Annotated in this window: 7 protein-coding genes; 4 read left to right on the forward strand and 3 right to left on the reverse strand. The window is 76.2% G+C overall.

Annotation, left to right across the window (positions count from 1 at the left end; all coding sequences use genetic code 11):
* Window positions 1-116: 116 nt before the first annotated feature.
* Window positions 117-1115 (forward strand): MaoC family dehydratase, encoded by a 999-nt coding sequence (locus A5645_RS06195; protein WP_065128911.1) that lies wholly within the window; start codon window positions 117-119, stop codon window positions 1113-1115.
* Between the two features lie 22 nt (window positions 1116-1137).
* On the opposite strand, the gene A5645_RS27565 is transcribed toward A5645_RS06195, so the two are convergent.
* Entirely contained in the window at window positions 1138-19008 is a 17871-nt protein-coding gene (locus A5645_RS27565; protein ID WP_155767866.1) for a PE family protein, read from the reverse strand.
* Between the two features lie 215 nt (window positions 19009-19223).
* The gene (locus A5645_RS27570) at window positions 19224-21836 is read right to left on the reverse strand and encodes a PE family protein (protein ID WP_065128913.1); all 2613 of its coding nucleotides are present in this window, start codon (window positions 21834-21836) and stop codon (window positions 19224-19226) included.
* Window positions 21837-22067: 231 nt separating this feature from the next.
* On the opposite strand from A5645_RS27570, the gene A5645_RS06210 reads away from it, so the two are divergent.
* Together A5645_RS06210 and A5645_RS06215 are read left to right on the forward strand one after the other, a co-directional pair.
* Window positions 22068-23225: a CoA transferase gene (locus A5645_RS06210; protein ID WP_065128914.1), complete on the forward strand. Its 1158-nt coding sequence runs from the start codon at window positions 22068-22070 to the stop codon at window positions 23223-23225.
* A complete protein-coding gene (locus A5645_RS06215; RefSeq protein ID WP_065128915.1) occupies window positions 23219-24520 on the forward strand; it encodes an amidohydrolase family protein in 1302 nt (433 codons plus the stop codon). The genes A5645_RS06210 and A5645_RS06215 overlap by 7 nt, the downstream gene beginning before the upstream one ends.
* 15 nt (window positions 24521-24535) lie before the next feature.
* On the opposite strand, the gene A5645_RS06220 is transcribed toward A5645_RS06215, so the two are convergent.
* Window positions 24536-25432 (reverse strand): alpha/beta hydrolase, encoded by an 897-nt coding sequence (locus A5645_RS06220; protein ID WP_065128916.1) that lies wholly within the window; start codon window positions 25430-25432, stop codon window positions 24536-24538.
* Window positions 25433-25554: 122 nt separating this feature from the next.
* Between A5645_RS06220 and A5645_RS06225 the strand changes: the two genes are divergently transcribed.
* A complete protein-coding gene (locus tag A5645_RS06225; protein ID WP_065128917.1) occupies window positions 25555-26202 on the forward strand; it encodes a class I SAM-dependent methyltransferase in 648 nt (215 codons plus the stop codon).
* The last annotated feature ends 12 nt before the right edge of the window (window positions 26203-26214 follow it).

Consider the following 26214-nt stretch of genomic DNA (forward strand, 5'->3'; position numbering starts at 1 on the left):
TCCGTTGGTCGAGAGTGATTCTGGCGACGCGGGACCGGCGTGTCGCGTCGTGGCTTTCACTCTCGGCTGTATGGGTGTTTGACCCTCGGTTGGACAGCCTGCCAGCATGAGCCCTTGTGATTAACGGGTACCGGGACCTCCGGGCGGGCGGCCCCTACTTCGACGACCTGTCGCCGGGCCAGGTGTTCGACTGGGCGCCGTCGGTCACCCTGAGTGCCGGGCTGGCCGCCGCCCATCAGGCGATCGTGGGCAACCGGTTGCGGCTGTCGCTGGACGCCGGGCTGTGCGGCGCGGTCACCGGCGCGACGGGTGCGCTGGCGCACCCCGGCTTGGTGTGTGACCTGGCGATCGGGCAGTCGACGCTGGCCACCCAGCGGGTCAAGGCGAATCTGTTCTACCGCGGGTTGCGGTTTCACCGCTTTCCGGTGCTCGGCGACACGCTGTACACCCGCACCGAAGTGGTGGGGCTGCGGGCCAACTCGGTCAAGCCCGACCGGCCGCCGACGGGCCTGGCGGCGCTGCGTATGACGACCATCGACCAGGCCGATCAGTTGGTGCTGGACTTCTACCGCTGCGCGATGCTGCCCACCAGCCCGCAGTGGGCAGGCTCGGGGCCGGCCGATGACCTGTCCGCTATCGGCGCGGACGCGACGGACCCGCTCGTCGACCCGACCCAGGAGTGGGACGCCGAGGCCTTCCGCGCCCGGGTGCCCGGTCCGCATTTCGACCCGCAGCTGGCGGGTGCGGTGCTGCACAGTACCGGCGACGTGGTGACCAGCGCCCCGGAGCTGGCCAGGCTCACCTTCAACATCGCTGCCACACACCATGATTGGCGGGCCGGCGGGCAGCGGCTGGTGTACGGCGGGCACACCATCGGGCTGGCGTTCGCGCAAGCCAACCGGCTGCTGCCGAACCTGGTGACGGTGCTGGGCTGGCAGTCCTGCGACCACACCGGCCCGGTGCGCGAGGGTGACACCCTGTACAGCGAGCTGCACGTCGAATCCGCAGACTCGCGCGAGCACGGGGGTGTGCTGGGTCTGCGCTCGGTGGTCTATGCGGTTGGCGAGCCGGACCGGCAGGTCTTGGACTGGCGCTTCAGCGCGCTGCAGTTCTGACGTCCCGGTCCGGCCCGCCCGTCTAACCCGCGGTGCCCGGGGTGCCAGGAGCTCCCACGGTGCCGCCGCTGCCGGTCCCCGATCCAGCACCCGGCGCGCCGCCGTTGCCGGCGGTGCCGCCGCTGCCGCCCGTCCCGGTGCTACCGGTGTTGCCGCTGCCGCCGGCGCCTGCACCGGGTGTGCCCGCCGCGCCGCCGGCGCCGCCGTCGCCGCCGCTGGGACCATTGCCACCGTTGCCACCGTCGCCGTTGGTGCCGGCGCCTGCATTGCCGCCGACTCCGCCGGTTTGGCCGCCGACGGCGCTGCCACCGCTACCGCCCGTGCCGCCGCTGCCGGCGTTGCCGCCCTTGCCGGAGACTGCGCCGCCGCCGTTGCCGCCGGCGCCACCGGTGCCGCCGTCGCCGCCGGTGCCGCTGTTACCGCCGGCGCCACCGTTCGGAACCGTCTCGGTGCCGGTGGCGCCGTTGCCGCCGGTGCCAGGTGCGCCACCGGTGCCGCCGTTGCCGCCGGTGCCGCCGGCGCCGCCGTTACCCGTACCCAGGGCGGCGCCACCGGCTCCAGCCTTCCCGCCGTTGCCGCCGCCTCCGCCGTCACCGCCGTTGCCGCCGGCGCCCGCGTTGACGTTGATGTCCCCGGCTCCGCCGTTGGTGCCGGGGCCGCCGGTGCCGCCCTGGCCGCCGTTGCCGCCCGTACCGCCGTTACCGGAGATCGAGCCGCCCAGCCCGCCGGCGCCGCCGTTGCCGCCGTTGCTGCCGACCTGACCGGTGCCGCCGGCGGAGCCGCTGCCGCCGTTGCCGCCGTTGCCGCCGTTGCCGACCGTGCCACCGTTGCCGCCGGCACCGCCCTCGCCCCCGTTGACGCCCGGAGTCACGGAGCTGAAGCCGTTGCCGCCCGCTCCGCCGTTGCCGGCCGGACCGGTGACGGCCGTGCCGTTGGCGCCCGCGGTTCCGGTGCCGCCGGTGCCCGCGGCACCGCCGATGCCGACGGTCCCGGCGTTGCCGCCGTCGCCGCCGACACCGCCGTTGGGGTTGGTGCCGTTGGTAGCGTTCGCGCCGGTGCCGCCGTTGCCGGGTGTTCCGGCGTTGCCGCCCTTGCCGCCGCTGCCGCCGGCGCCGTTGCTGCCCGCGTTGCCGGTGCCCAGCACCGTCCCGGCGGTGCCGCCGTCGCCGCCCTTGCCGCCGTTGCCGCCGTTGCCGCCACCGCCGCCGTGCTGGGCGCCGCCGATGCCGGTGCCGTAGGTGTTGCTGTTGGCCACCCCGTTGCCGCCGATTGCGCCCTTGCCGCCGTTGCCACCGGCCCCGCCGTTGCCACCGGCCGCGCCGCTGCCGGCGTTGCCGGAGATCGCGCCACCGTTGCCGCCGTTGCCACCGGCCCCGCCGTTGCTGCCGGCCACACCGTTTCCGCCGGTGCTGCCGGAGGTGGCCGAGGTGGATCCGGCGGTGCCGGCGATGCCGTTGCCGCCCTTTCCACCGTTGCCGCCGTTGCCGTAGGTGCCGCCGTTGCCTCCGGCGCCGCCGTTGCCGCCGTCGACGCCGACGGTGGTGGAGTTGAAGCCCACCCCGCCGTTGCCGCCGTTACCGACCGCGGTGGCAAAGCCGGCGCCGTCGGTGCCGTTAGTGCCGGTGGTCCCGGAACCGCCGCTGTTGCTGCCGCCGGTGCCGCCCTTGCCGACGATCGCGTTGCCACCGTCGCCACCTTTGCCGCCGTTCGGGTTGGTGGCGGTTCCAGCGGCGCCGGCGCCGCCGTCGCCCGGGGTGCCGGCCTTGCCGCCGTTGCCAGCGTTGCCGCCGTTGCCGTCGGTGCCGTCGGTGCCGATGCCGAGGGCCTTGCCGCCCAGTCCGGCGTTGCCGCCGTTGCCGCCGGCGCCGCCGGTACCGCCGTTGCCGCCGTTGCCGTCGGCGCCGTTGTTGGTGCCGGCCACACCGGTCGCGCCGTTCACGCCCGCACCACCGTCGCCGCCGGTGGCGCCGATGCCGCCGTTGCCGCCCTTGCCGGCGTTGCCGCTGACCGAACCGCCGTTGCCGCCGGTGCCACCATTGCCACCCGCCCCGCCGGCCATGCCGTCGGTGCCGCTGGCGCCCGCGCCGGAGCCGGCGTTGCCGGCCGTGCCGGCTGAGCCGTTGCCACCGTTGCCGGCATTGCCGCCGTTGCCGTGGCTGCCGGCGTTGCCGCCGTTGCCGCCGTTGCCGCCCGCGGTGCCGGGGTTGGCGGCGGTCTGGTTGTAACCGTTGCCACCGTTGCCGCCGTTGCCGACCGCGCTGCCGACGATCGCGCCGTCCTTGCCAGGAGTGCCGGCCTGAGTGTTGGAGGTGCCGCCGCTACCGCCCTTGCCTGCGGTTTCGTTGCCGCCGGCACCGCCATTGCCGCCGTTGGGGTTGGTGACGGTGCCGTCGACACCGTTGCCGCCGTTGCCCGGAGTCCCGGCCTTGCCGCCGTTTCCGCCGTTGCCGCCGATGCCGTCGGCGCCGTTGTTGCCGACGCCCTGCGCCTGTCCGCCGACTCCGCCGTTGCCGCCGTTGCCGCCGTTGCCGCCGACCCCGCCATTGCCGCCGTTCTGGCCGGACCCGACTCCGGTGCCGTACTGGTCGACATCCGTGACGCCGTTGCCGCCGGTCACGCCGTTGCCGCCGGCGCTGCCGTCGGCGCCGTTGCCGCCGGCGCCACCCTGGCCACCGTTGCCGGAGGTCGAGCCGCCCTTACCGCCGGCCCCCCCGTGGCCTCCGTTGCCGCCGGCGCGGCCGTCGACGCCGGAGTCACCCGCCTTGGTGCCGTTGGCACCGGACAGGTTGTTCACGCCGTTGCCGCCGGCGCCTCCGTTGCCACCGTTTCCGATGTTGCCGCCGTCGCCGCCGTTGCCACCGTTGCCGCCGCTGAAACCCTTGGTCAGTGGGTTGTAACCGGCGCCACCCTGGCCGCCGTTACCGGCCGGCCCGACGACGGAGGCGCCGTCGGTGCCGCTGGTGGGTGTGCCGCTGCCGGTACCGGCCGCCCCGCCGATGCCGGCCTTGCCGGCGTTGCCGCCGTTGCCGCCGTTGCCGCCGTTGGGGTTGCCGACGGTGCCGGCGGCGCCGGTGCCGCCGTTGCCGGGGGTGCCTGCCTTTCCGCCGTTGGCACCGTTGCCGGCGGTACCGGTGGTGCCCGCGTTGCCGGTGCCGTTGTTCAGCGCGCCCGCAGCGCCGCCGTTGCCACCCGAGCCGCCGTTGCCGCCGTCGCCGCCGTTGCCGCCGTTCTGGCCGGCGCCGTTGTTGACCCCGGGCAGACCGGCCTTCCCGCTGACACCGTTGCCGCCCTTGCCGCCGTTGGCGCCGTTGCCGGCGTTGCCGCCGTGGCCGGCGTTACCCGAGATCGAACCGCTGGCGCCGCCAGCGCCGCCGTTGCCGCCCGATCCACCGGCGGTGCCGCTGGTGCCGGAGTCACCGGCCTTGGTCCCGTTGACGCCGTTGGTACCAGCCGTGCCGTTGCCGCCCGAGCCGCCGTTGCCGCCGTCGCCGATCGGTCCTGCATTGCCGCCGGCGCCGCCGTTACCGCCGGACTTGCCCGGGTCGGTGACCGGGTTGTAGCTGAAACCGTTACCGCCGTTGCCACCGTTGCCGCCGTTCACGCCGCCGGGCACACTGCCATCCTGGCCATTGAGACCGTTCTGGAAGCCCGTGCCGCCCAGGCCTTTCGCGCCGCCGGAACCGAGGCTGCCGCCATCGCCGCCCTTGCCGCCGTTGGGGTTGGCGGCCGTGCCGTTGCCGCCGTTGCCGCCGTTGCCCCCGACGCCGTCACTACCACCGTTGCCGCCGGCTCCGCCGTTGCCGTCCTGGTAGCCCGGCGCGATCGCCTTGCCGCCATTGCCGCCGGTGCCGCCCGCTCCGCCGTTGCCGCCGCCGCCGCCGTTGCCGCCGTCGCCGCTGTTGAGGCCGTTGCCGCCGTTGCCGCCGGTGCCGCCGTTGCCGCCGTTGCCCGCGGCGCCGCCGTTACCACCGTTACCGCCCGAGGTGCCGCCCAGACCGCCCTGACCGCCGTTGCCGGCCGCGCTGCCGTTGCCGCCCGCGGTGCCGGCGCCGCCGGCGCCGCCGGCGGACCCGGCGTTGCCGGTCGCGCCGCTGCCGCCTTTACCGCCGGTGCCGCCGGTGCCGTACTGCCCGGCGTTGCCGCCGGTGCCGCCGGCGCCGCCGGCCTTGGTCGGGTCGTTGGAGTTCCAGCCGGCTCCACCGGTGCCACCGTTACCGGAAATGGTGGTTGGGCTGGTGCCGTTGGTGCCGGGGGCACCCGTGTTTGCGCCGGTGCCACCGGTACCGCCGTCGCCGCCGCTACCGGGGTTCGCGCCGTTGCCGCCGGTGCCGCCGTTGGGGTGGGCCGCGGTGCCGGCCGCGCCGGTGCCGCCGACGCCGCTCACCCCACCGTTACCGCCGTTGCCGGCGCCGCCGCCGTCACCGACGGTGCCGTTGGTGACGGTTCCGGCGTTGCCACCGTTGGCGCCCTGGCCGCCCGTGCCGCCGTTTCCGGCGTTGCCGCCCTTGCCGCCGTTGACGCTGAAGTCGCCGGTGCCACCCTTGCCGCCAACGCCGCCGGTGCCGCCGTCGCCACCCTTGCCGCCGTTCCCGCTGTTGCCGGCCACCGTGCCACCGTTACCGCCGTTACCGGCCGCGCCACCGTGGCCGCCGGTGCCACCGGCGCCGCCGTCCTGGCCCGGGCCGCCAGTGCTGCCGGTCACGCCGGTGCCACCCGTGTAGCCGTTGCCGCCGTTGCCGCCGTTGCCGTACTGGCCGGCGTCCCCGCCGTTGCCGCCGGCGTACCCGGTCTGGCCGGCGCCGGGGATGCCGAATGCGTTGCCGCCGTTGCCGCCGTTGCCGGTCATGGCCGTGGAGGCGGCGCCGTCGCTGCCGTTGTTGCCGCTGCCATTCAGGCCGGTCGCGCCTGCGCCGCCGCTGCCGCCGGCGCCGGAGTTGCCGCCCTTGCCGCCATCGCCGCCGCCGAGGTAGCCGTCGCCGCCTTTGCCGCCGGCCCCGGCGTTGCCGCCGTTGCCGCCGGTCCCGCCGTTGCCACCCTTGCCGCCGTTCGGGCCGACGCCACTGGGGTCGGGGGCGCCGTTGCCGCCGGTCCCGCCGGTGGCACCGCTACCGGCGTTGCCGCCGGCCCCGCCGTGACCGTTGAGGGTGCCGCTCTTGCCGCCCGCGCCGCCGTCGCCGCCGTTACCGCCGTTCTGTCCGGTACCGCCGTCGGCGCCGGGGGTTGCGCCGGTGCTGCCGGTCGCGCCGGTCGCGCCATTGCCGCCGTTACCGCCCTTGCCGCCGTCGCCGTACAGGCCGCCGTCGCCGCCGGCACCACCTTTGCCACCGTTCTGGCCGGGCACGGTGCCGTTGTAGCCGTCGCCGCCGTTACCGCCGTTGCCGCCGACGCCAGTGGGCGTGCTGCCGGCGCTTCCGCTGCTGCCCTTGGCGCCGGTGCCCGAGCCGTTGCCGTTGGCACCGCCGCTACCGCCGGTCCCGCCACTCGCGCCGGTGCCCGGGTCGCCGCCCTTGCCACCCGCGCCGCCGTCGGGGTTGGAGACGGTGCCCGCGGCCCCGTTGCCGCCGTTGCCCTGGACACCGCCGTTGCCACCATTGCCGGCGTTGCCGCCGGCCGCACCGGCACCGCTGACGCCGTTGGTGGCCGCGCCGCCGGCGCCGCCCCCGCCGCCGTTTCCGCCGGTGCCGCCCTTACCGCCCTGGCCACCGTCTTGCCCGCCACCGATTCCGTTGCCGTAGGCGTCGGTGTTGGCTACCCCGTCGTGGCCGTGCACGCCGTTGCCGCCATTGCCGCCGCTGCCGGCGTCGCCGCCCTTGCCGCCGCCGCCGCCATCACCGACGACCGTGCCGCCGGCCCCGCCGGCACCGCCCTGGCCGCCCGCTCCACCGTTGCCGCCGTTGCTGCCGCCCGCGCCGGGGTTGCCGTCGTTGGTGCCGTTCACACCACTGGACCCGTTACCACCGGCGCCGCCGTTACCTCCGTTGCCGTTGGTGCCGCCGCTGCCGCCCTTACCGCCCGCGCCGCCGGCCAGACCGTTGCCGTTGGCGTCGGTGGCGTTGGGTTCCCAGCTGTAGCCAACACCGCCGTTGCCGCCGTTACCGGACTTACCGGTGAAGGCCGCGCCGGCGGCGCCGTTGCTGCCGCTCGGGTCGCCGCCGCCGTCGAGACCGCCGGTGCCGCCGGCGCCGCCGCTGCCCGCGTTGCCGCCGTTGCCGCCGTTGCCGCCGGCGGTGTGGGTGGAAATGCCCGCCGCGCCGTTACCGCCGCTGCCGGAAGCCCCTGCGCCGCCGCCGTTTCCGGCATTGCCGCCGTTGCCGACGGTGCCCGCGGTGCCGTACAGCCCGGCGCTGCCGCCGGCGCCGCCGGCGCCGCCGTTGCCGCCGGCGCCACCACTGCCGCCGTTGCCGCCGTTCTGGCCTCCGCCGATCCCGGTGCCGTAGTTGTCCGAACCGGACACGCCATTGCCGCCGTTGTGACCCGTGCCCCCGGCGCCGCCGTCGCCGCCGGTACCGCCGGCACCACCGGCGCCGCCGTCACCTAGGTTCGCGCCGGCAGCGCCACCGGCACCGCCCTTGCCGCCGTGACCCCCGGCGCCTCCGGTACCACCGTTGTCACCGTCGCTGACGCCGTCCTTACCGGCCGCGCCGCCGACACCGTTACCGCCGTCGCCCCCGTTGCCGCCGCTGCCGTAGTTGCCGCCCTTGCCGCCGGCCCCGCCGTCGCCGCCGTTGGCGCCCGGGGTCGTCGAGGTGAAGCCGTCGCCCCCGTTGCCGCCGTTGCCGCTCGGTGTGGTGGGCAGTGCGCCGTCGGTGCCGTACTTGCCGAAGCCGACGCCGTTGCCGTTGCTGCCGCCCTCGCCGCCGGCGCCGACGGTGCCAGCGTTGCCGCCGCTACCACCGGCGCCGCCGTTGACGCTGGTGGCCGTGCCCTGTGCGCCATCGCCGCCATTGCCGCCGATCCCGGCGTTACCACCATTACCGGCGGCCCCGCCCAGGCCCGACTGGCCGGCGATGCCCTTGGTGGAAGAGCCGCCGACTCCGCCGTTGCCGCCGCTGCCACCATTGGCGCCGTTGCCGCCACTGCCGCCGCTCTGGCCCGCTCCGACGCCGTTGCCGTAGGTGTTCTTGCCCGCCTCGCCGACCGCGCCATTGGCCCCGGATCCGCCGTTGCCGCCGCTCGCGCCGCTGCCACCGGTGCCGCCACTACCGCCGTTACCGGCGTTTACACCGGCCTTGCCGCCGCGGCCGCCATCACCGCCGGAGCCGCCGGCCTGCGCGTTGCCGCCGTTGGCGCCGGATGTGGCTCCGGGCGCGCCGTCCACGCCGGCCACGCCGTTACCGCCGTTACCGCCGTTACCGCCGTTACCGTAATTGCCGCCGTCACCGCCGGCGCCGCCGTTGCCGCCGCTACCGCCGGCGACCTGCGGGTTGAAGCCGCTACCACCGTTGCCGCCGTTGCCGACGATGCCGGTGATCCCGGCGCCGTCGACACCTTTGGCCGCGGTGCCGCCACCGCCGTTGGCACCGCCGGCGCCGCCCTTTCCGACCGCACCGGCGTTGCCGCCGTTGCCGCCCGCACCACCGTGGATGTTGGTGCTGGTGCCGGCCGCGCCGTGACCGCCGCTGCCGGGGGTGCCGGCGTTGCCGCCCTTGCCGCCGACGCCCCCGGTGCCGTTGCTGCCCGCACTGGCACCGGATCCGCCGGATGCGCCGCCCGTGCCGCCGGCGCCCCCGGCGCCACCGGTACCGCCGTTGCCACCGGCGCCGCCGGCCTGGCCGCCCCCGACACCGTTGTTGTAGAGGTTCTGATCGCTGACACCGTTGGCGCCGGTGATCCCGGTGCCCCCGGATCCGGCCGCGCCCCCGACGCCGCCATTGCTGGCATTGCCGCCGGCGCCGTTGGCGCCGGCGCTGCCGCCACTGCCGGTGCCCGCCGCGCCGCCGGCGCCACCCGCTCCGCCATTGCCGCCCTTGCCGCCGGCACCGCCGTCGCCACCGGCGTAACCCGCGCCGTTGTTGACACCCGACGTGCCGTTGGCGCCCGCCGCGCCGACGCCACCGTTGCCCGCGGAGCCGGCGTTGCCGCCCTTAGCGGCCGCGCCACCATTGCCGGCGGTCCCAGCTCCGGCGCTGCCGTTCGACGCGCCCGCGGCACCACCGGCGCCACCGCTGCCGCCCGTGCCACCGTTGCCGGCGTTGCCGCCGGCGGTGCCGGAGCCGCCGGTCCCGGAGGTGGCGACGCCATTGCCGCCGTCGATGCCGCTGCCGCCGTTGCCGCCGATGCCGCCGGCGCCGCCGTTACCGCCGGTGCCGCCCTTGAAGCTGGCGCTGCCGGCGCCCTTACCGCCGGCGCCGCCCGCCCCGCCAGTGCCGCCGGCGGTGCCGTCGGCGCCGTTCGGGTTGCCGCCGTTGACCCCGCTGGTGCCTGCCGTGCCCGCGGCGCCGTTACCGCCGTTGCCGCCGTTGCCGCCGTTGGCGCCGGTGCCGTTGTTGCCGCCCGTGCCGGTCCCGCTGCCGCTGCCGTTGGCGCCACCGCCGCCGCCGGTGCCAACGGCGCCCGCGTTACCGCCGGCACCACCGGCACCGCCGGTCGTGTTGGTGGCGGTGCCGGCCGCGCCGTTGCCGCCGTTGCCGGCCAGGCCGGAGTTGCCGCCCTTGCCGCCGGTCCCACCGGTGCCGTTGGTGCCCGCGGTTGCACCGGTGCCCGCGGTGCCACCCTTGCCGCCGGCGCCGCCGGTCCCGCCGGTGCCGCCGGCCCCGCCGTCACCGCCGGCCTGGCCGCCGCCGACGCCGGTGCCGTAGTTGTTCTGGTCGCTGACGCCGTTGGCGCCGGTGATGCCCGCGCCACCGCTTCCGGCCGCGCCGCCGGTGCCGCCGTTGCTGGCGTTGCCGCCGTTGCCGTTGGCGCCCGCGTTGCCCGCGGTGCCGCCGTTGGTGGCGCCGGCCGCGCCGCCGGTGCCACCGTTACCGCCGTTGCCGCCCTTGCCGCCGGCGCCGCCGTCGCCGCCCTTGTAGCCGGCGCCGTTGTTGACGCCCGAGGTGCCGTTGGCGCCGACGGCACCGATGCCGCCCTTGCCTGCGGTGCCCGCCGCACCGCCGTTGCCCGCGGTCCCGCCGTTACCCGCGGTGCCCGCGCCGGCACCCGCGTTGGCCGTACCCGCCGCGCCGCCGGCGCCACCGGTGCCGCCACCACCGCCGTTTCCGGCGTTACCGCCCGCGGTGCCCGCGCCGCCCACACCGGAGGTCGCGACCCCGTTGGTGCCGTCTACGCCGCTGCCGCCGGCGCCGCCGATGCCCCCGGCGCCACCGTTACCCCCGGTGCCGCCCTTGAAGCCCACGCCCGCGCCCTTGCCGCCGGTGCCGCCGGCACCACCCGTGCCACCCGTGCCGCCGTCGGCGCCGTTGGGGTTGGCGGCGTTGACGCCATTGGCGCCGACCGTGCCGGCCGCCCCGTTCCCGCCGGTGCCGCCGTTGCCGCCGTTGGCGCCGGTGCCATTGGCTCCGGCGTTGCCGGTGCCGATGCCGCTGCCGTTGGCGCCACCCGCGCCGCCGTTGCCGATGCCACCGGCGTTACCGCCGGCCCCACCCGCGCCGCCGGTGGTGTTGGTGCTGGTGCCGGCCGCGCCGTTGCCGCCGTTGCCCGCGAATCCGGCGTTGCCGCCCTTGCCGCCGGTGCCACCGGTGCCGTTGTTGCCGGCGCTTCCGGTGGTGCCGCCGCCGGCACCGCCCGTGCCACCCTTGCCGCCGGCTCCGCCGGTGCCGCCGGCCCCGCCGTCGCCACCGGCCTGGCCGCCGCCGATGCCGGTGCCGTAGGCGTTCTGGTCGCTGACCCCGTTGGCACCGGTGATACCGGTTCCGCCCGAACCGGCCGCACCGCCCGCACCGCCGTTGCTGGCGTTGCCGCCGTTGCCGTCGGCACCCTTGACGCCGCCCGTCCCGGCGCCGGCGGCACCGCCCGTGCCACCGGCCCCACCGTTGCCGCCCTTACCGCCGGCGCCACCGTCGCCGCCGGTATAGCCGGCGCCATTGTTGATCCCGGAAATGCCGTTGGCGCCTGCGGCGCCGACGCCACCATTGCCGGCGGTGCCCGCGTTGCCGCCCTTGCCGGCGCTGCCGCCACTGCCCGCGTTACCCGCGGTGGCACCGCCGGTGCCCGCGCCTTGTGCGCCACCGGATCCGCCGTCGCCTCCGGCGCCACCGTTGCCGGCGTTGCCGCCGGCCTGACCCGAGCCGCCGCCGCCGGTAATGGCCACGCCGCTGCCGCCGTTGACACCCGAGCCGCCGGCACCACCGGCGCCACCAGTCCCGCCGGCGCCACCGTTACCGCCCTGGAAGCCGGTGCCGTTGCCGGTACCGCCCGTGCCCCCGGCGCCGCCCTTGCCGCCCGCCGAACCATCGGTGCCGCTGTCGCCGGCGTTGACGCCGTCGCTGCCCGCGGTGCCGGCGGCGCCGTTACCGCCCGCGCCGCCGTTGCCACCGTTGGCGCCGCTGCCGTTGGCGCCGGACGCGGCGGTGCCGCCACCGCCACTGCTGCCGCCGGCGCCGCCCTGGCCGAGCGTGCCCGCGTTGCCACCGGCGCCGCCCTTGCCGCCGTCGATGAAGTTCGTGGTGCCGTCGGCGCCCCGGCCGCCGTCGCCGGCGGTCCCGGAATTGCCGCCCTTGCCGCCTACGCCGCCCGAGCCGTTGTTGCCCGCGGTCGCGCCGGTGCCGGCGGTGCCGCCGGTGCCGCCGCTGCCGCCTGCCCCACCGGTGCCGCCGTTGCCGCCGTTGCCGCCGTCTTGGCCGGCGCCGTTGTTGACACCCGCGGTCCCGTTGGCGCCGTTGACACCGGCGCCACCCGATCCAGCAGCACCGCCGACGCCGCCGTTGCCGGCGTTGCCGCCGTTACCGTTCGCGCCGGAGCTGCCCGCGGTGCCACCGTTGCTGGCCCCGGCCTGACCGCCGGAACCGCCGTTGCCGCCGTTACCGCCGTTGCCGCCGGCACCACCATTGCCGCCGGTATACCCGGCGCCGTTGTTGATGCCGGTGACCCCGTTGGCGCCGGCCGCGCCGGCACCGCCGGTCCCCGCCGTACCTGCGTTGCCGCCCTTACCTGCGTTGCCGCCGTTGCCCGCGGTGCCTGCGCCGGCGCCGGCATTGGCCGCACCCGCGGCACCGCCAGCGCCGCCGCTGCCGCCGGCGCCGCCGGAGCCGGCATTACCGCCGGCGGTGCCCGCACCGCCCACACCGTTGGTCTGCACGCCGGTGGTGCCGTCTATGCCGCTGCCGCCGGCGCCGCCGGCGCCGCCGTTACCGCCCAGACCGCCGGTGCCGCCCTGGAAACCGGCGCCGACGCCCTTGCCGCCCGCGCCGCCGACGCCACCGGTGCCGCCCGCGGTGCCGTCGGCGCCGTGCGGGTTGCCCGCGTTGACGCCGTTGCCGCCCGCGGTGCCGGCCGCGCCGTTTCCGCCGGCCCCGCCGTTGCCGCCGTTGGCGCCGGTGCCGTCGGTTCCTGCGGTCGCGGCGCCGCCACCGCCGTTCGCGCCGCCGGCGCCGCCCTTACCCAGCGCGCCGGCGTTTCCGCCGGCCCCGCCGACGCCGCCGGTGGTGTTGGTGGCGGTGCCGGCCGCGCCGTCACCCCCGCTGCCCGCCACACCGGAGTTACCGCCGTTGCCGCCCGCGCCGCCGTTGGCATCGAGTCCCTTGAGCCCGGTGGTGCCGCCGCCGGCACCGCCCTGGCCGCCGGCACCGCCGGCTCCACCGGTGCCACCGGCACCGCCGTCGCCGCCGGCCTGACCGCCGCCGATACCGGTGCCGTACTTGTTGAGGTCCGCGGTGCCGTTCGCGCCGGTGATGCCGGCACCACCGGATCCGGCCGCGCCGCCGGCCCCGCCGTTGCTGGCGTTGCCGCCCTTGCCGTCGGTACCCACGTTGGCGCCGGCGCCGCCGGCAGCGCCGCCGGCGCCACCGGCGCCGCCGTTGCCACCTTTACCGCCCGCACCGCCGTTGCCGCCGGCATAGCCGGTGCCGTTGTTGACGCCCGTGGTCCCGTTGGCGCCGGCCGCGCCGATTCCACCCTTGCCTGCGGCGCCAGCGGCGCCGCCGTCGCCGGCCGCCCCGCCGTTGCCCGCGCTGCCTACCGTCGCGCCACCGGTGGCGGTGCCCGCCGCGCCACCGGCGCCGCCGTCACCACCGGCGCCACCGTTGCCGGCGTTGCCACCGGCTTGGCCGGCCAGACCGGCGCCGGTCGTAGTCACGCCGTTGCCGCCATTGATGCCGCTGCCGCCGACGCCACCGGTGCCGCCCGTGCCGCCGGCCCCGCCGGCCCCGCCGTGGAAGCCGACACCGTTGCCCTGGCCGCCGGCACCGCCGGCGCCGCCCTTGCCACCGGCAGCGCCGTCGGCGCCGCTGTCTCCGGCGTTCACGCCGTTGGCGCCCGCGGCGCCTGCCGCGCCGTTTCCGCCCGAACCCCCGTTGCCGCCGTGCGCGCCGGTGCCGTTGGCGCCGCTGAGCGCGGTGCCGATACCGCTGCCATTGGCGCCGCCGTCGCCGCCCTGGCCGATGCTGCCGGCGTTACCGCCCGCACCACCCTGGCCGCCGTCGACGAAGGTGCTGGTCCCGTCGCCGCCCCGGCCGCCGTCGCCGGCCGCACCGGCGTTGCCGCCCTTGCCGCCCACCGCGCCGGTGCCGTCGAGGCCCTGGAATCCGGTGGTGCCGCCGCCGGCGCCACCGACGCCGCCCGCGCCGCCGGCACCGCCCGTGCCACCCGCACCGCCATTACCGCCGGCATGACCGGCGCCGTTGTTGACGCCCGCGACGCCATTGGCACCGGTGATGCCCGTACCACCGGAGCCGGCGGCCCCGCCGACACCACCGTTGCTGGCCTTGCCGCCATTGCCGTCGGCACCCACATTGGCGCCGGCGCCGCCGGCCGCGCCGCCGGTCCCGCCGTTGCCGCCGTTGCCGCCGTTGCCGCCCGCGCCGCCGTCACCGCCGGCGTACCCGGCACCGTTGTTGGTGCCGGCGATCCCGTCGTGGCCGTTGGCGCCGATGCCGCCCTTACCTGCTGCGCCCGCGGCGCCGCCGTCGCCGGCCGCGCCGCCGTTGCCCGCCTGGCCTGCCGTGGCGCCGTCGCCGGCAGCACCTGCGGCGCCGCCCTTGCCACCGTCACCACCGGCGCCGCCGTTGCCGGCGTTGCCGCCGGCCTGGCCGGCCAGACCCGCGCCGTTGGTGGCCGTGCCGTTGGCGCCGTTGGTACCCGAGCCGCCGGCGCCGCCGGCGCCGCCGCGGCCGCCGGTACCGCCGTCGCCACCGTGGAAGCCCACGCCGTTGCCCTGGCCACCGGTACCGCCGGCGCCGCCCTTGCCACCGGTCGCGCCGTCGGCGCCATGGTCGCCGGCGTTGACACCGTTGGCGCCCGCCTGGCCGGCCGCGCCGTTACCGCCGTCGCCGCCGCGACCACCGTCCGCACCTGCGCCGCTGAGCCCATTGCTGCCGCTACCGCCTTGGGTTCCGCCGTTGGCGCCGCCCGCGCCACCAGCCCCAATTGACCCGGCGTCGCCGCCGGCGCCACCGGTGCCGCCGTCGAGGAAGCTGGGGGTGCCATCTGCACCGCGACCGCCGGCCCCCGCGGTGCCGGCGTTGCCGCCCTTACCACCCGCGCCGCCGAGACCGTCCTTGCCCGCGGTGGCCGTTGCACCGCCGGCCTGGCCGCCGGTACCACCAGCGCCTCCCGCGCCGCCCGTACCACCCGCACCGCCACTGCCTCCGGCCGTGCCAGCACCATCGTCGACACCGGCCACACCGTTGGCGCCGAGCGCACCGGAACCGCCGGCACCGGCCGCGCCGCCGGCGCCACCGCTGCTGGCCGCGCCGCCGTTGCCGTCGGCACCCGCCGAAGCGCCGAGACCGCCGGCGGCGCCACCGGCACCGCCCTTGCCGCCGTCGCCGCCCGCACCGCCGGCACCTCCGCTGCCACCGGCATACCCGTCGCCGCCGTTGACCGCGCCGTCGTGCCCGTGGGCGCCGATACCGCCCCTGCCCGCCGTCCCAGCGGCTCCGCCGGCGCCGGCCGCTCCGCCATCACCCGCCTTGCCCTGGATGGTGCCGCTACCGCCGGCGCCACCCTTACCGCCGTCGCCGCCAGCGCCGCCGCTACCGGCGTTACCGCCGGCCTGGCCCGCTCCGCCGGCGCCGTCGGTCGCTACGCCATTGCCCCCGTCGACGCCGCTGCCGCCCTGGCCACCGGCGCCACCGATGCCGCCTGTGCCGCCGTCGCCACCGTGCGTCCCAGTGCCGCTGGCCGCGCCACCGGCGCCACCGTCGCCGCCCCGCCCGCCTGCCGAGCCGTCGGTGCCACTGTTGCCCGCGCTGACCCCGTCGGTACCGGCTTTACCGGCGGTGCCGTGGCCGCCGTCGCCGCCGTGGCCACCGTTGGCCCCGGCCCCGTCGCTTCCGTTGCCGGCATTGCCGCCCAGAGTGCCGCCGTTGGCGCCGCCGGTGCCGCCGACGCCGACCGTGCCGGCGTTACCGCCCTTGCCGCCCGCGCCGCCGTCGACGAATGCAGTGGTGCCGTCTGCGCCGCGACCGCCGTCGCCCGCCGTGCCGGCGTTGCCGCCCTGGCCGCCGATACCGCCCTTGCCGTCGGTGCCCGCGGGGGCTCCGGCATGAGCCGCGCCGCCGGTACCGCCGGTGCCACCGGCGCCGCCCTTACCGCCGGCGCCGCCGTCACCGCCTGCGACTCCGGCACCGGAGTTGGCGCCCGCCACACCACTGGCGCCATCGACGCCCGCGCCACCGGCGCCCGCCGCACCACCCGTACCACCGTCGCTGGCGGCCCCACCGGCTCCATTGGCGCCGTCGTGCCCACCGGTTCCGGTTCCCGCGGCGCCGCCCTTACCACCGGCGCCGCCGTTACCGCCCTGGCCACCATCCCCGCCGTCACCGCCCGCGTAACCCGCGCCACCGTTGGCGTTTGCCGTGCCGTTCGCCCCGGCCGCGCCGGTCCCACCGGCACCCGCGTGGCCGGCGTTGCCGCCCTTACCGGCCGCTCCACCGTCACCGGCCGTCCCGGCCGCGCCGCCGTGGGTGCCGGCCGAACCGGCGGCACCGCCCGTGCCGCCGTCGCCACCGCCGCCGCCGGATCCCGCGTTGCCGCCGGCAGTACCCGATCCACCGGTGCCGCTGGTGGCTGTTCCGTTGCCGCCGTCGACACCGCTGCCGCCGTGGCCGCCGTTGCCACCCTGGCCGCCGGCTCCACCGGCACCGCCGTGGGTGCCCACACCGCCGGCCGCGCCGCCGGCACCGCCGTCACCGCCCTTGCCGCCGGCCACCCCGTTGCTGCCGCTGGCCCCAGTTCCTACGCCGTTCTCACCGTTCTGGCCCGCTGCGCCATTGCCGCCGGCACCACCATCACCACCGTCGACGCCGAGCCCGGCGGCGCCGTTCTTGCCGGCGCCCATACCGCTGCCGTTTGCCCCGCCGTTGCCACCGGAACCAGCGACACCGGCGTTACCGCCGGCGCCGCCGCTGCCGCCGTCGAGGTGGGTGGCATCACCGTTGGCGCCGGCGCCGCCGTCACCCGGGGTGCCGGCCGCACCGCCGTCCCCACCGGCGCCGCCCGCACCACTTGCGGCCGCCGAACCCTTGCCCAGCACCGCACCCGCTTTGCCGCCGGTCCCGCCGTCGCCGCCGGTCCCACCGTCACCGCCACTGCCGCCAGCCGTGCCGGACTGGCCGGCACCGAGGTCCGCGCCGGACCGGCCGTCCACACCACTACCCCCGGCACCGCCCGCGCCGCCGCGCCCGCCTGACCCGCCGGCTCCGGCATTGCCGCTGATGGAGCCGCCATTGCCGCCCGTGCCGCCGGCGCCGCCAGCGCCACCGGCCGTGCCGCTGCCGCCACTGTCGCCGGCTACCAGGCCGTTGTTGCCGGCAGTACCGGTCGCGCCGTTGCCGCCCGCACCGCCGGCGCCGCCGTTGCCGTAATTGCCGCCGTTGCCGCCGTTTCCGCCCGTGCCGCCGCTGGCCCCAGCGATGTTGCCCAGTGACGCGTCATAACCCGCGCCGCCGTTTCCGCCGTTGCCGCCCGCGTTTGTGATGGTGGCGCCGGTCTTGCCGTGTGCGCCGATGACCGAGCCCGAGCCGCCGGTGCCGCCGGTGCCGCCGACACCGTTGAAGTTGCCGCCGTTGCCGCCGTTGCCGCCGTGCGGGCTGCTCGCGTTGCCCGCCGCGCCGTTGCCGCCGTTGCCGGCGAGCCCACCGGTGCCGCCGTCGCCGCCGGCGCCGCCGCGCCCGATGATTCCGTTTTCGCCGAACAGCAGGCCACCCTGACCGGCCGCGCCACCGTTACCCCCATTGCCGCCGGTCGCGCCCGCGCCGCCGTTGCCGCCGTCGCCGCCGTTGCCGCTCGGGTAGGTGCCGTCGGTGCCGTTGAGGCCCTGCAGGCCGGTACCGCCCCGGCCTCCGAGTCCGCCGTTGCCGCCGTTGCCGCCGTCGCTGAACAGCAGACCACCGCGGCCACCGGCACCGCCGTTACCGCCGTGACCACCGGAGACACCGGTCACTCCGGCACCGCCGATGCCACCGTTGCCGCCGACCCCGCCGTTGCCGTACAACCAGCCGGCGGTTCCGCCAGCGCCGCCGTCGCCACCGTTGAAGCCCGCCCCGCTGCTGCCGCCGCTACCGCCGGTGCCGCCCATGCCCAGCAGGAACCCGGCGTTGCCACCCAATCCGCCACCGCCACCCTGGGTGGCACCGGTACCGCCGGAGCCGCCGGCCCCGCCGGTGCCGTACAGGCCGCCGGTACCGCCGGCCCCACCCAGCCCGCCGGCGCCGATGCTGCCGAGTCCGCCGGTGCCGCCGGCGCCACCGGACGCCCCCGAAAGCCATCCGGCGTCTCCACCGATGCCTCCGGTACCGCCGACTCCGCCGGCACCGCCCGCGCCGCCGGCCCCACCGGCCCCCGCGATCAGGCCGCCGTGACCCCCATGGCCGCCGAATCCGGCCTGTCCGCCGCCCGACGGGCCGGTGCCGCCCGCGCCGCCGGCCCCGCCCGCACTGAGCAGCCAGGCGTTTCCGCCGGCGCCACCGGTCCCGGCAGTGCCGCTGACGCTGGTGTTGGCTCCGCCGGCGCCACCCGCTGCGCCGTCGCCGTACAACCACCCGCCGCTGCCGCCGGTCGCGCCCCAACCGCCGTTTGCGCCGGCACCACCCGCTCCGCCGATGCCGCCGGCACCGATGAGCCACGCCCGGCCACCGGCGCCACCCGCGCCGCCGAACCCGAGGCTGTTCAGGTTCGCGCCGCCGACACCCCCTGCGCCGCCGCTGCCGTACAGCCAGCCACCGCTGCCGCCGGCCCCACCCGCGCCGCCGTTGCCGACGGTCGAGGCCCCGCCGGCGCCGCCGGCGCCGCCATTGCCGATCAGTCCGGCGTCACCGCCGGCGCCGCCGGCCTGTCCGGTAGCTCCTGCGGCCCCGGCACCGCCGTTGCCGAAAAGCAAACCGCCGGCCCCGCCGGCCGCCCCCGGCGTTGCGCCGTTGGCACCGTCGCCGATCAGCGGGCGTCCGAGCAGCGCATAGGTAGGAGCGTTGATGACGCCGAAGATTGCGTCCTCTAATCCTTGCAGCGACAGCAGGTTCGACGCCTCGGCCCCGGCATACTGGTTGGCCCCGGCCGTGAGTGATTGCAGGAACTCGGCTTGGAACGCGGCGGCCTGAGCACTGACCGCCTGGTATGCCTGGCCGTGGGTGCCGAACAGGGCCGCTATCGCGGCGGAGACCTCGTCTTGAGCTGCGGCCAGCAGGCTGGTGGTGCTGGCGGCTGCGGCGGCGTTAGCCGATTCGAGGGTCGATCCGATTCCGACCAACTGTGACGCCGCCGCTGCGAGCGCGTCCGGTGCAGCGATCAAGTACGACATGGGGGACCCGTCCATTTGCTCGGACACGACCCAAAGGTCGTGTGACGATTCCCCCGGTCATGTTGTCTAGCTAAGCCAATACGAAGATAACCTAATTGCGTTGTTTACAGACTGGTTTACGTCTAATAAGGCTAAAAACATTCTAAAAGTTCCAAAAATGTGGCGCAGGCCACAACTCGGTTCGGACCGCTCGGGCTGCCCGCGGCGTGGGCTCGCTAGGGGATCAGCCCGTCTCGACCGGCGACGCCGCCGGATCCGGCGGTCCCGGTGGAATTGCCCGGACCGCCCGTACCGCCGGGGCCGCCGGAGCCGCCGATACCGATGAACGTGGCGTTGCCACCGTTGCCGCCGCCCCCGCCGGACCCGCCGACGTTGGCCGCGTTGGCACCACCGGCACCACCGGCCCCACCGGCGCCGCCGTTGCCGTAGATCAGGCCGGCGTTGCCATTGACACCGCCGTGTCCGCCGGCCGCACCGGCGCCGACGGCATTCGTTCCGGCGCCGCCGGCACCACCGGCGCCGCCGTAACCGCCGTTGCCGATCAACAGCGTGGCAGCGCCGTTGCCGCCGTTACCGCCTACGCCGCCGAGGGCCAATGGCCCACCGGCGCCGCCGATTCCGCCGTTGCCACCACCCGCGCCGTTGCCGGCCAGGAAACCGCTGGCACCGGCATTGCCGCCCTGGCCCCCGGCGCCTCCCGACAAGCTGGTGCCAGCCTGTCCGCCCTGGCCGCCGTCGCCGCCGAAACCACCCGTGCCGAGCAGCCAGGCTTGGCCACCGCTGCCGCCGGTGCCACCGATGCCGGCCGGCGTCAACAGGGTGCCGCTCACACCTGTGCCCCCGGCACCGCCATGGCCACCGAAGCCGAATACCAGACCGGCGCTGCCCCCGCCGCCACCGTTGAAGCCGTTCCCGTTGGCGACGCCGGCCACGCCGCCACTGCCGACGCCGCCCTGACCGCCGTTACCGAACAGCCATGCCCTACCGCCGCTCCCGCCGTCGCCGGCGAGTTCTGTGCCGCCATCGCCACCCGCGCCGCCGTTGCCGAACAACAGGCCGCCGTTGGCGCCGTTGCGGCCGGTGCCGCCGTCGCCGCCCTCGCCGATCAGCAGGCCGGCCCGGCCGGCCGTGCCTCCGATCACGCCATTTCCGCCGTCACCGCCGTTGCCGAGCAGCATGGCGTTGCCACCGCCGCCGCCGATACCGTCGCTGCCCGAAGCGCTGACACCGGCGGTGCCGCCGTCCCCGCCGCTGCCGAGCAGCAATCCGCCGTTGCCGCCGTTGGCCCCGTTGCCGCCGGCGCCGCCGGCCGCGTTGGTGCTGTTGCCACCGGCGCCGCCGTGGCCGCCCCAGCCGATCAGGCCGGCGTTACCGGCCGTGCCGCCATTGCCCGGCGCCCCGTTCAGCAGGCTGGTACTGCCGCCGTCTCCACCGGAACCGCCGTTGCCCAACAGGCTTCCGCCGCCGGCGCCGGAGCCACCGGCGCCCCCGACGCCGGACTGGCTGCTGCCGCCGGCTCCGCCCGAACCGCCTTCGCCCAGCAACCAGGCGTGCCCGCCGGCGCCGCCGGCCCCGCCCGCGCCGCTGCCGCCCAGGTTGGCGCCGCCGCTTCCGCCGTGCCCACCACTGCCGAGCAGGAATCCGCCGCTGGCACCCGATCCGCCCGCGCCTCCGTAACCGGCCAGGCTGCTGCCGCCGGCGGCGCCGCTACCGCCCCACCCGAGCAACCAGGCTGCTCCGCCCGCTCCACCGGCACCGGCGTCGGCGCCCGCGCTGTTACCACCGGCCCCGCCGTCGCCGCCCAGACCCAACAGGTAGGCATTGCCGCCGATACCGCCGCCGCCGCCGACCCCGGTACCTGCGGCGTTACCGCCGGCGCCGCCGGACCCGGCGATGCCCAGGATGGCGTTGCCTCCGTCGCCCCCGGCGCCCGCCGCCCCGAACCCGGCCGCACTACCGCCCGCGCCGCCGGAACCGGCGTTGCCGAACAATCCCGCGTTAGCGCCGGCGCCGCCGGCTCCACCGCTGCCGCTGACGCTGGTGCTACCTCCCGCGCCACCGGACCCGCCGTTGCCGAAGAGCAGCCCGGCGGAGCCGCCTGATGCGCCGTCGGCACCGTTGGCGAACATGCTCGAGCCGCCGGCTCCGCCGACGCCGCCGCTGCCGAGCAGATATGCCGAACCGCCTGCGCCACCGAGGCCGCCGGCGCCGTTGCCGCCTATGCCCCCCGTACCGCCGGCGCCGCCATTGCCCCAGAGCCAGCCACCGCTGCCGCCGGCTCCGCCTGTCCCGCCGGCGCCGTTCGACGAGCCGCCGACACCTCCGGCGCCGCCGCTGCCGATCAGTCCGGCCGACCCGCCGGCGCCGCCGGTCTGTCCCGGTGCGCCGGACCCGCCGCGGCCACCGTTACCCCACAGGTAGCCGCCGGGCTGGCCGGGATTGCCGGTTCCGTCGACGCCGTTGGCGCCGTCGCCGATCAGCGGGCGTCCGAACAGGGTTTCGGTGGGCGTGTTGATCAGGTCGATCAGCGACTGCAATGGCGAGGCGTTGGCCGTCTCGGCGGCGGCGTAGGAGGCCGCGCCGGCCGACAGGCTCTGCAGGAACTGCTGGTGGAACGCCGCGGCCTGCGCGCTGATCGCTTGATAGGCCTGGCCGTGGCTGCCGAACGCGGCCGCGATTGCGGCGGACACCTCGTCTTGGGCGGCCACCAGCACGCTGGTCGTGGAGGCGGCGGCCGAAGCGTTGGCCGATTCGATTGCCGCACCGATCCCGGTGAGGTTCGAAGCCGCTGCGTGTAGCGCGTCAGGTGCTGCGATGAGGTACGACATCGGGGAACCCGTCTACTCCTGACCACGACCCAAGAGCCGTGTGTAGTTTTCCCCCGGTCATGCGTACTGGCTGAGCCGATACGAACGATAACGCAAATCCTGCGTTTACATACTGAATTGCAGGCTATTTCTCATAAACCATCCAGATAGTTTCGTTTTGTGGTTCGCGTCACACTATGGGTCGGGTTGCCCCCGGCACGTCCCCTTTCGGACGGCGCGCACCATGGTGGAGTGGATGCGCGGTGGGCGGGCGAGTGGGGCCGCAGCGGGCTGGCCTACCTGACCGGCCTGCCTGAGCGGCCGCCCGACTTCTCGCGCGCGCAGGTGTTGGAACGGGCCAACGGGATGACTCCGGACGCGGCCACGTTGCTCAGTGGACGAGCCGCGTTGCTGGGTTTGACGCGCCGTGGCCGGGTGTCAGTAGGTGGCGCCACACGATTGTTTTCGGCCCGCGACGGCTGGTGCGCGATCACGCTGTCCCGTCCGGACGACATCGCGGCGGTTCCCGCCTTGCTGGGTATCGAGGGCATCCGAGGTGACCACTGGCCGGCGGTGCGGCGCTGGGTGGCCGCGTGTGCGGCGGCAGACGTCGTCGGCCGCGCGGAATTGCTCGACATTCCTGCGGCCGCACTTGGCGAAGCGGCCCCCGCGCCCCCCGAGATCCGGCAGGTCGCGCCCCGGGGATCCCCCCGCGGACCCCGCGGCCTGCTGGTGGCCGACCTGTCCTCGATGTGGGCCGGACCCCTGTGTGGGCAGCTGCTGGCTCGGGCCGGTGCCACCGTGGTCAAGGTGGAGAGTCCGGCCCGCCCGGACGGCACCAGGTCGGGCCACCCCGGGTTCTTCGACTGGATCAACGGCGGGAAGCTGTCCTACTGCCTGGACTTCGATACGCAGGCCGACGAGCTGCGGGCGCTACTGGCGGTCGCCGACGTGGTGATCGAAGGATCGCGGCCCGAGGCGCTGGCCCGCCGAGCCCTCGGCCCGGACGACATCGCGCCGCGGGACGGCCGGATCTGGGTGCGGATCACCGGGCACGGGTCGCGTTCCCGGCGGCCCGCTTTCGGCGACGACGCGGCGGTGGCCGGGGGGCTGGTCGGAACCGCCGACGGTCCCGTGTTCTGCGGAGACGCCATTGCGGACCCGTTGTCCGGGCTGGAGGCCCACCGGGCCGTCGTCGATTCTCTGGGCCGGGGCGGTGGCGAGCTGATCGAGATTTCGATGGCGGCCGTCGCCGCGACTTACGCGAAGCTGCCGCTGCACTCGTCGACCACCGATTTGCCCGCACCGCCGCCGCCGGCGCCGTCAGTGCCGGCCATCGCGGCCGCCCTCGGCGCCGACAACGCCACAATTCGTCACCTCGTCAACGAAAACCGCTGTCTGCCATGCTGATTCACCGGGCCACCCTGCTGGACGGGACGGCGGCAGATATCCGCGTCGGTGCCCGGGTCGAGGAGGTGGGTCAACGGCTGACCCCGCGGCGCGGCGAGGCGGTGCTGGACGCGGGCGGCGCGGCGGTGCTGCCCGGGCTGCACGACCACCACGTCCACTTGCGGTCGGCGGCCCAGGCGCTGGATTCGCTCTCCGTCGGCCCACCGACCGTCCGCACCAAAGATCAACTCACCCATGCCCTTTCGCATGCAGTGCCGGGCCCGGACGGATGGATCCGCGCCGTCGGCTACCACGAATCGGTAGCGGGGGAGTTGAACCGGACGACGCTGGACGCGGTGCTGGCGCACATCCCGGTGCGGGTCCAGCATCGCAGCGGCGCGCTGTGGGTGCTCAATTCCGCGGCGCTGGGCCGGGTCGGGCTGCCCGGCCATCCCGACGGCCGGTTACGCAGCGCCGACCCGTGGTCGGATGCGTTGCAGCGCCGGGAAAGTGACCTGGCCGAACTGAGCCGGCGTATCACCGCGACGGGCGTCACCGGCGTCACCGACGCCACCCCGGACCTCGACGCCAACGATCTGGTTTCGCTGATGATGGCGCATCGCAGCCGGGAGTTCCGCCCCGGCGTGCGGTTGCTCGCTCCGGGCAAGAAGATCCTGCACGACGATCGTCTGGATCTGGACGCCCTGACCGACTGGATCCGCGATCGTCACCGCCTCGGCCAGCCCGTCGCCGTGCACTGCGTGACGGCGGCCCAGCTGGTGGTCACGATCGCAGCGCTGAAGGACGCCGGCAGTCACCCACTGGACCGGATCGAGCACGCGGCCATGGTGCCCGAAGACAACCTGGCGGACCTCGCCGAGCTGGGCGTCACCGTTGTCACCCAGCCGAATTTCGTTGCCGAGCGCGGTGATCAGTACCTGGCCGACGTACCGGCCGACGAGATCGACCAGCTCTGGCGGGTCGCCTCGCTGCGCCGGGCCGGGGTCTCCGTCGCGCTGTCCACCGACATGCCGTTCGGCCACGGCGATCCGTGGGCGGCGATGCGGGCCGCGGTGTCCCGGACCACGCCCAGCGGCATCGTTCTCAACGGTGCCGAATGTGTCACGCCCGCCGCGGCTTTGACGATGTTCCTGGGTTGGCCGGATCGCCCGGACCGGCCCCGCACCGTCGAGATCGGCGAGCCGGGGGACCTGTGCGTGCTGTCCGAGCCGCCCGCGGTGGCGCTGGCCGAGCTGGATGCTGCCCTGGTGGCCGCCACGGTGATCAGGGGTGAACTGGTCTACTTCGCGATGTGAGCGCCGATATGACTGTCAGCCCGCCAGCGCCGTCCGCAGGACGTCGCACTGCTGGCGGAAAAACTGTTGTGAAACAGGCACTTTCGGCAGCACCAGGTCGAAGCCGTGGAACGCGCCGGGCACCGTTTGCACCTCGCACGGGACCCCGGCTGCGCGTAGCCGGTCGGCGTAGGCGAGATCCTCGTCGTGGAACAGGTCGTGGGTACCGACCCCGATCCAGGCCGGCGCCAGGCCGCTGAGATCCTCGCGCCGCCCCGGCACCGCGGTCGACGGATCCGCATCACCGAGATACGCCGTCCAGCCGAATTGGTTGGCCCGCGGGTCCCACAACCGGTGACGGGCATCGGCCGGCGCCGAGGCGCTGCGGTCGTCGAGCATCGGGTACACCAGCAGCTGGAAGAACGGTGCGATGTCGCCCCGGTCCCGGGCCAGCAGCGCCAGCGCCGCGGCGAGGCCGCCCCCGGCACTCGCGCCGCCGATGACGATCCGCGCGGGGTCGACCGCGGGCAGTCCGGCCAGCCAGGCCAGCGCCGAATAGCAGTCTTCCAGCGGCGCGGGATACGGGTGCTCGGGCGCCAGCCGGTAGTCCACCGATGCGACGGTGATGCCCAGCGCGCGGCAGTACCGCAGACACAGCTGGTCGTCCTGCTTCGCGCTGCCTATCACGTAGCCGCCGCCGTGAATCCACAGCAGGGCCGGAGCCGGTTCGGCGACCCCGGTGGGGCGGTAGAGGCGCACGCCCACGCCCGAGCCGAGGGTCAGTACCTCCACCCCAGGCGGCGTGCGGCCGTTGTTCAGCGGCATCAACGCCCGCATCAGCCGCAGTGTCCGCGGGCCCACCAGTCGGCGCGGTGCGATGCGCGCCAGCCGGCGCAGGTCGGGATGGACTTCGTCGTTCGCAGTGGCGGCCATCGCATCAGTATCTACGGAGATCAATCCGTTCCTGCCTCGGCTCCGAATCTTCAGCTGTAGGTGTTGGGTTGGGCCTAGCACGCCGAGTAGTCGCCGGTGTGCTCGAGCACGAAGGGCGTGGAATGCTGGGACATCTGTACGAACGCGCACTGGGCGGCGAAAGATGTTGGATCAGGCATGACGACGGCGAGTTGTGGCCGCTGCCTGCCGAGCGGTGGTTGGGCCGACGCGAGGCTGGCGCCGCACACGAGACGGACCACGCATTCGACGAGGCGGTGGCGCGGCTGTGCAGCGGTCCGACCATCGAATTGGGTTGCGGTCCAGCACGATTGGTGGCCCGGCTGGTGCGCAGAGGAATACCCGCGTTGGGCGTGGACCGCTCCGCGGCGGCGATTCGGCTCGCCGGCCGCGGCGGTGCTCCGGCCCTGTGGGCTGACGTGTTCGAACCGCTGCCCGGGACCGGTCATTGGCAGACGGTGTTGCTGGTCGACGGCAACGTCGGGCTCGGCGGCGATCCGCTGCGTATCCTGCTCCGGGCCGCCGAACTCTTGCGCCGCGGCGGACGATGCGTCGTCGAATTCGACGCCCGGGCCATCGGCGTCCAGGGCCGTCGGGTCCGGCTCGAGTCCGGTGGTGAGGTGGGGCCGTGGTTCCGCTGGGCCGCGGTCGGCGTCGACAGCGCCGCGACGCTTGCCGCACAGGCCGGTCTCACACCCACCGGAGTCCGGTGGATCGGTGACCGAGTTGTGGTGACGCTGGCTGTCAGCTGAGGCTGTCAGCTG

Source organism: Mycobacterium asiaticum, assembly GCF_001673635.1.
In the GTDB taxonomy this organism is placed as follows: Bacteria; Actinomycetota; Actinomycetes; order Mycobacteriales; family Mycobacteriaceae; genus Mycobacterium; species Mycobacterium asiaticum_C.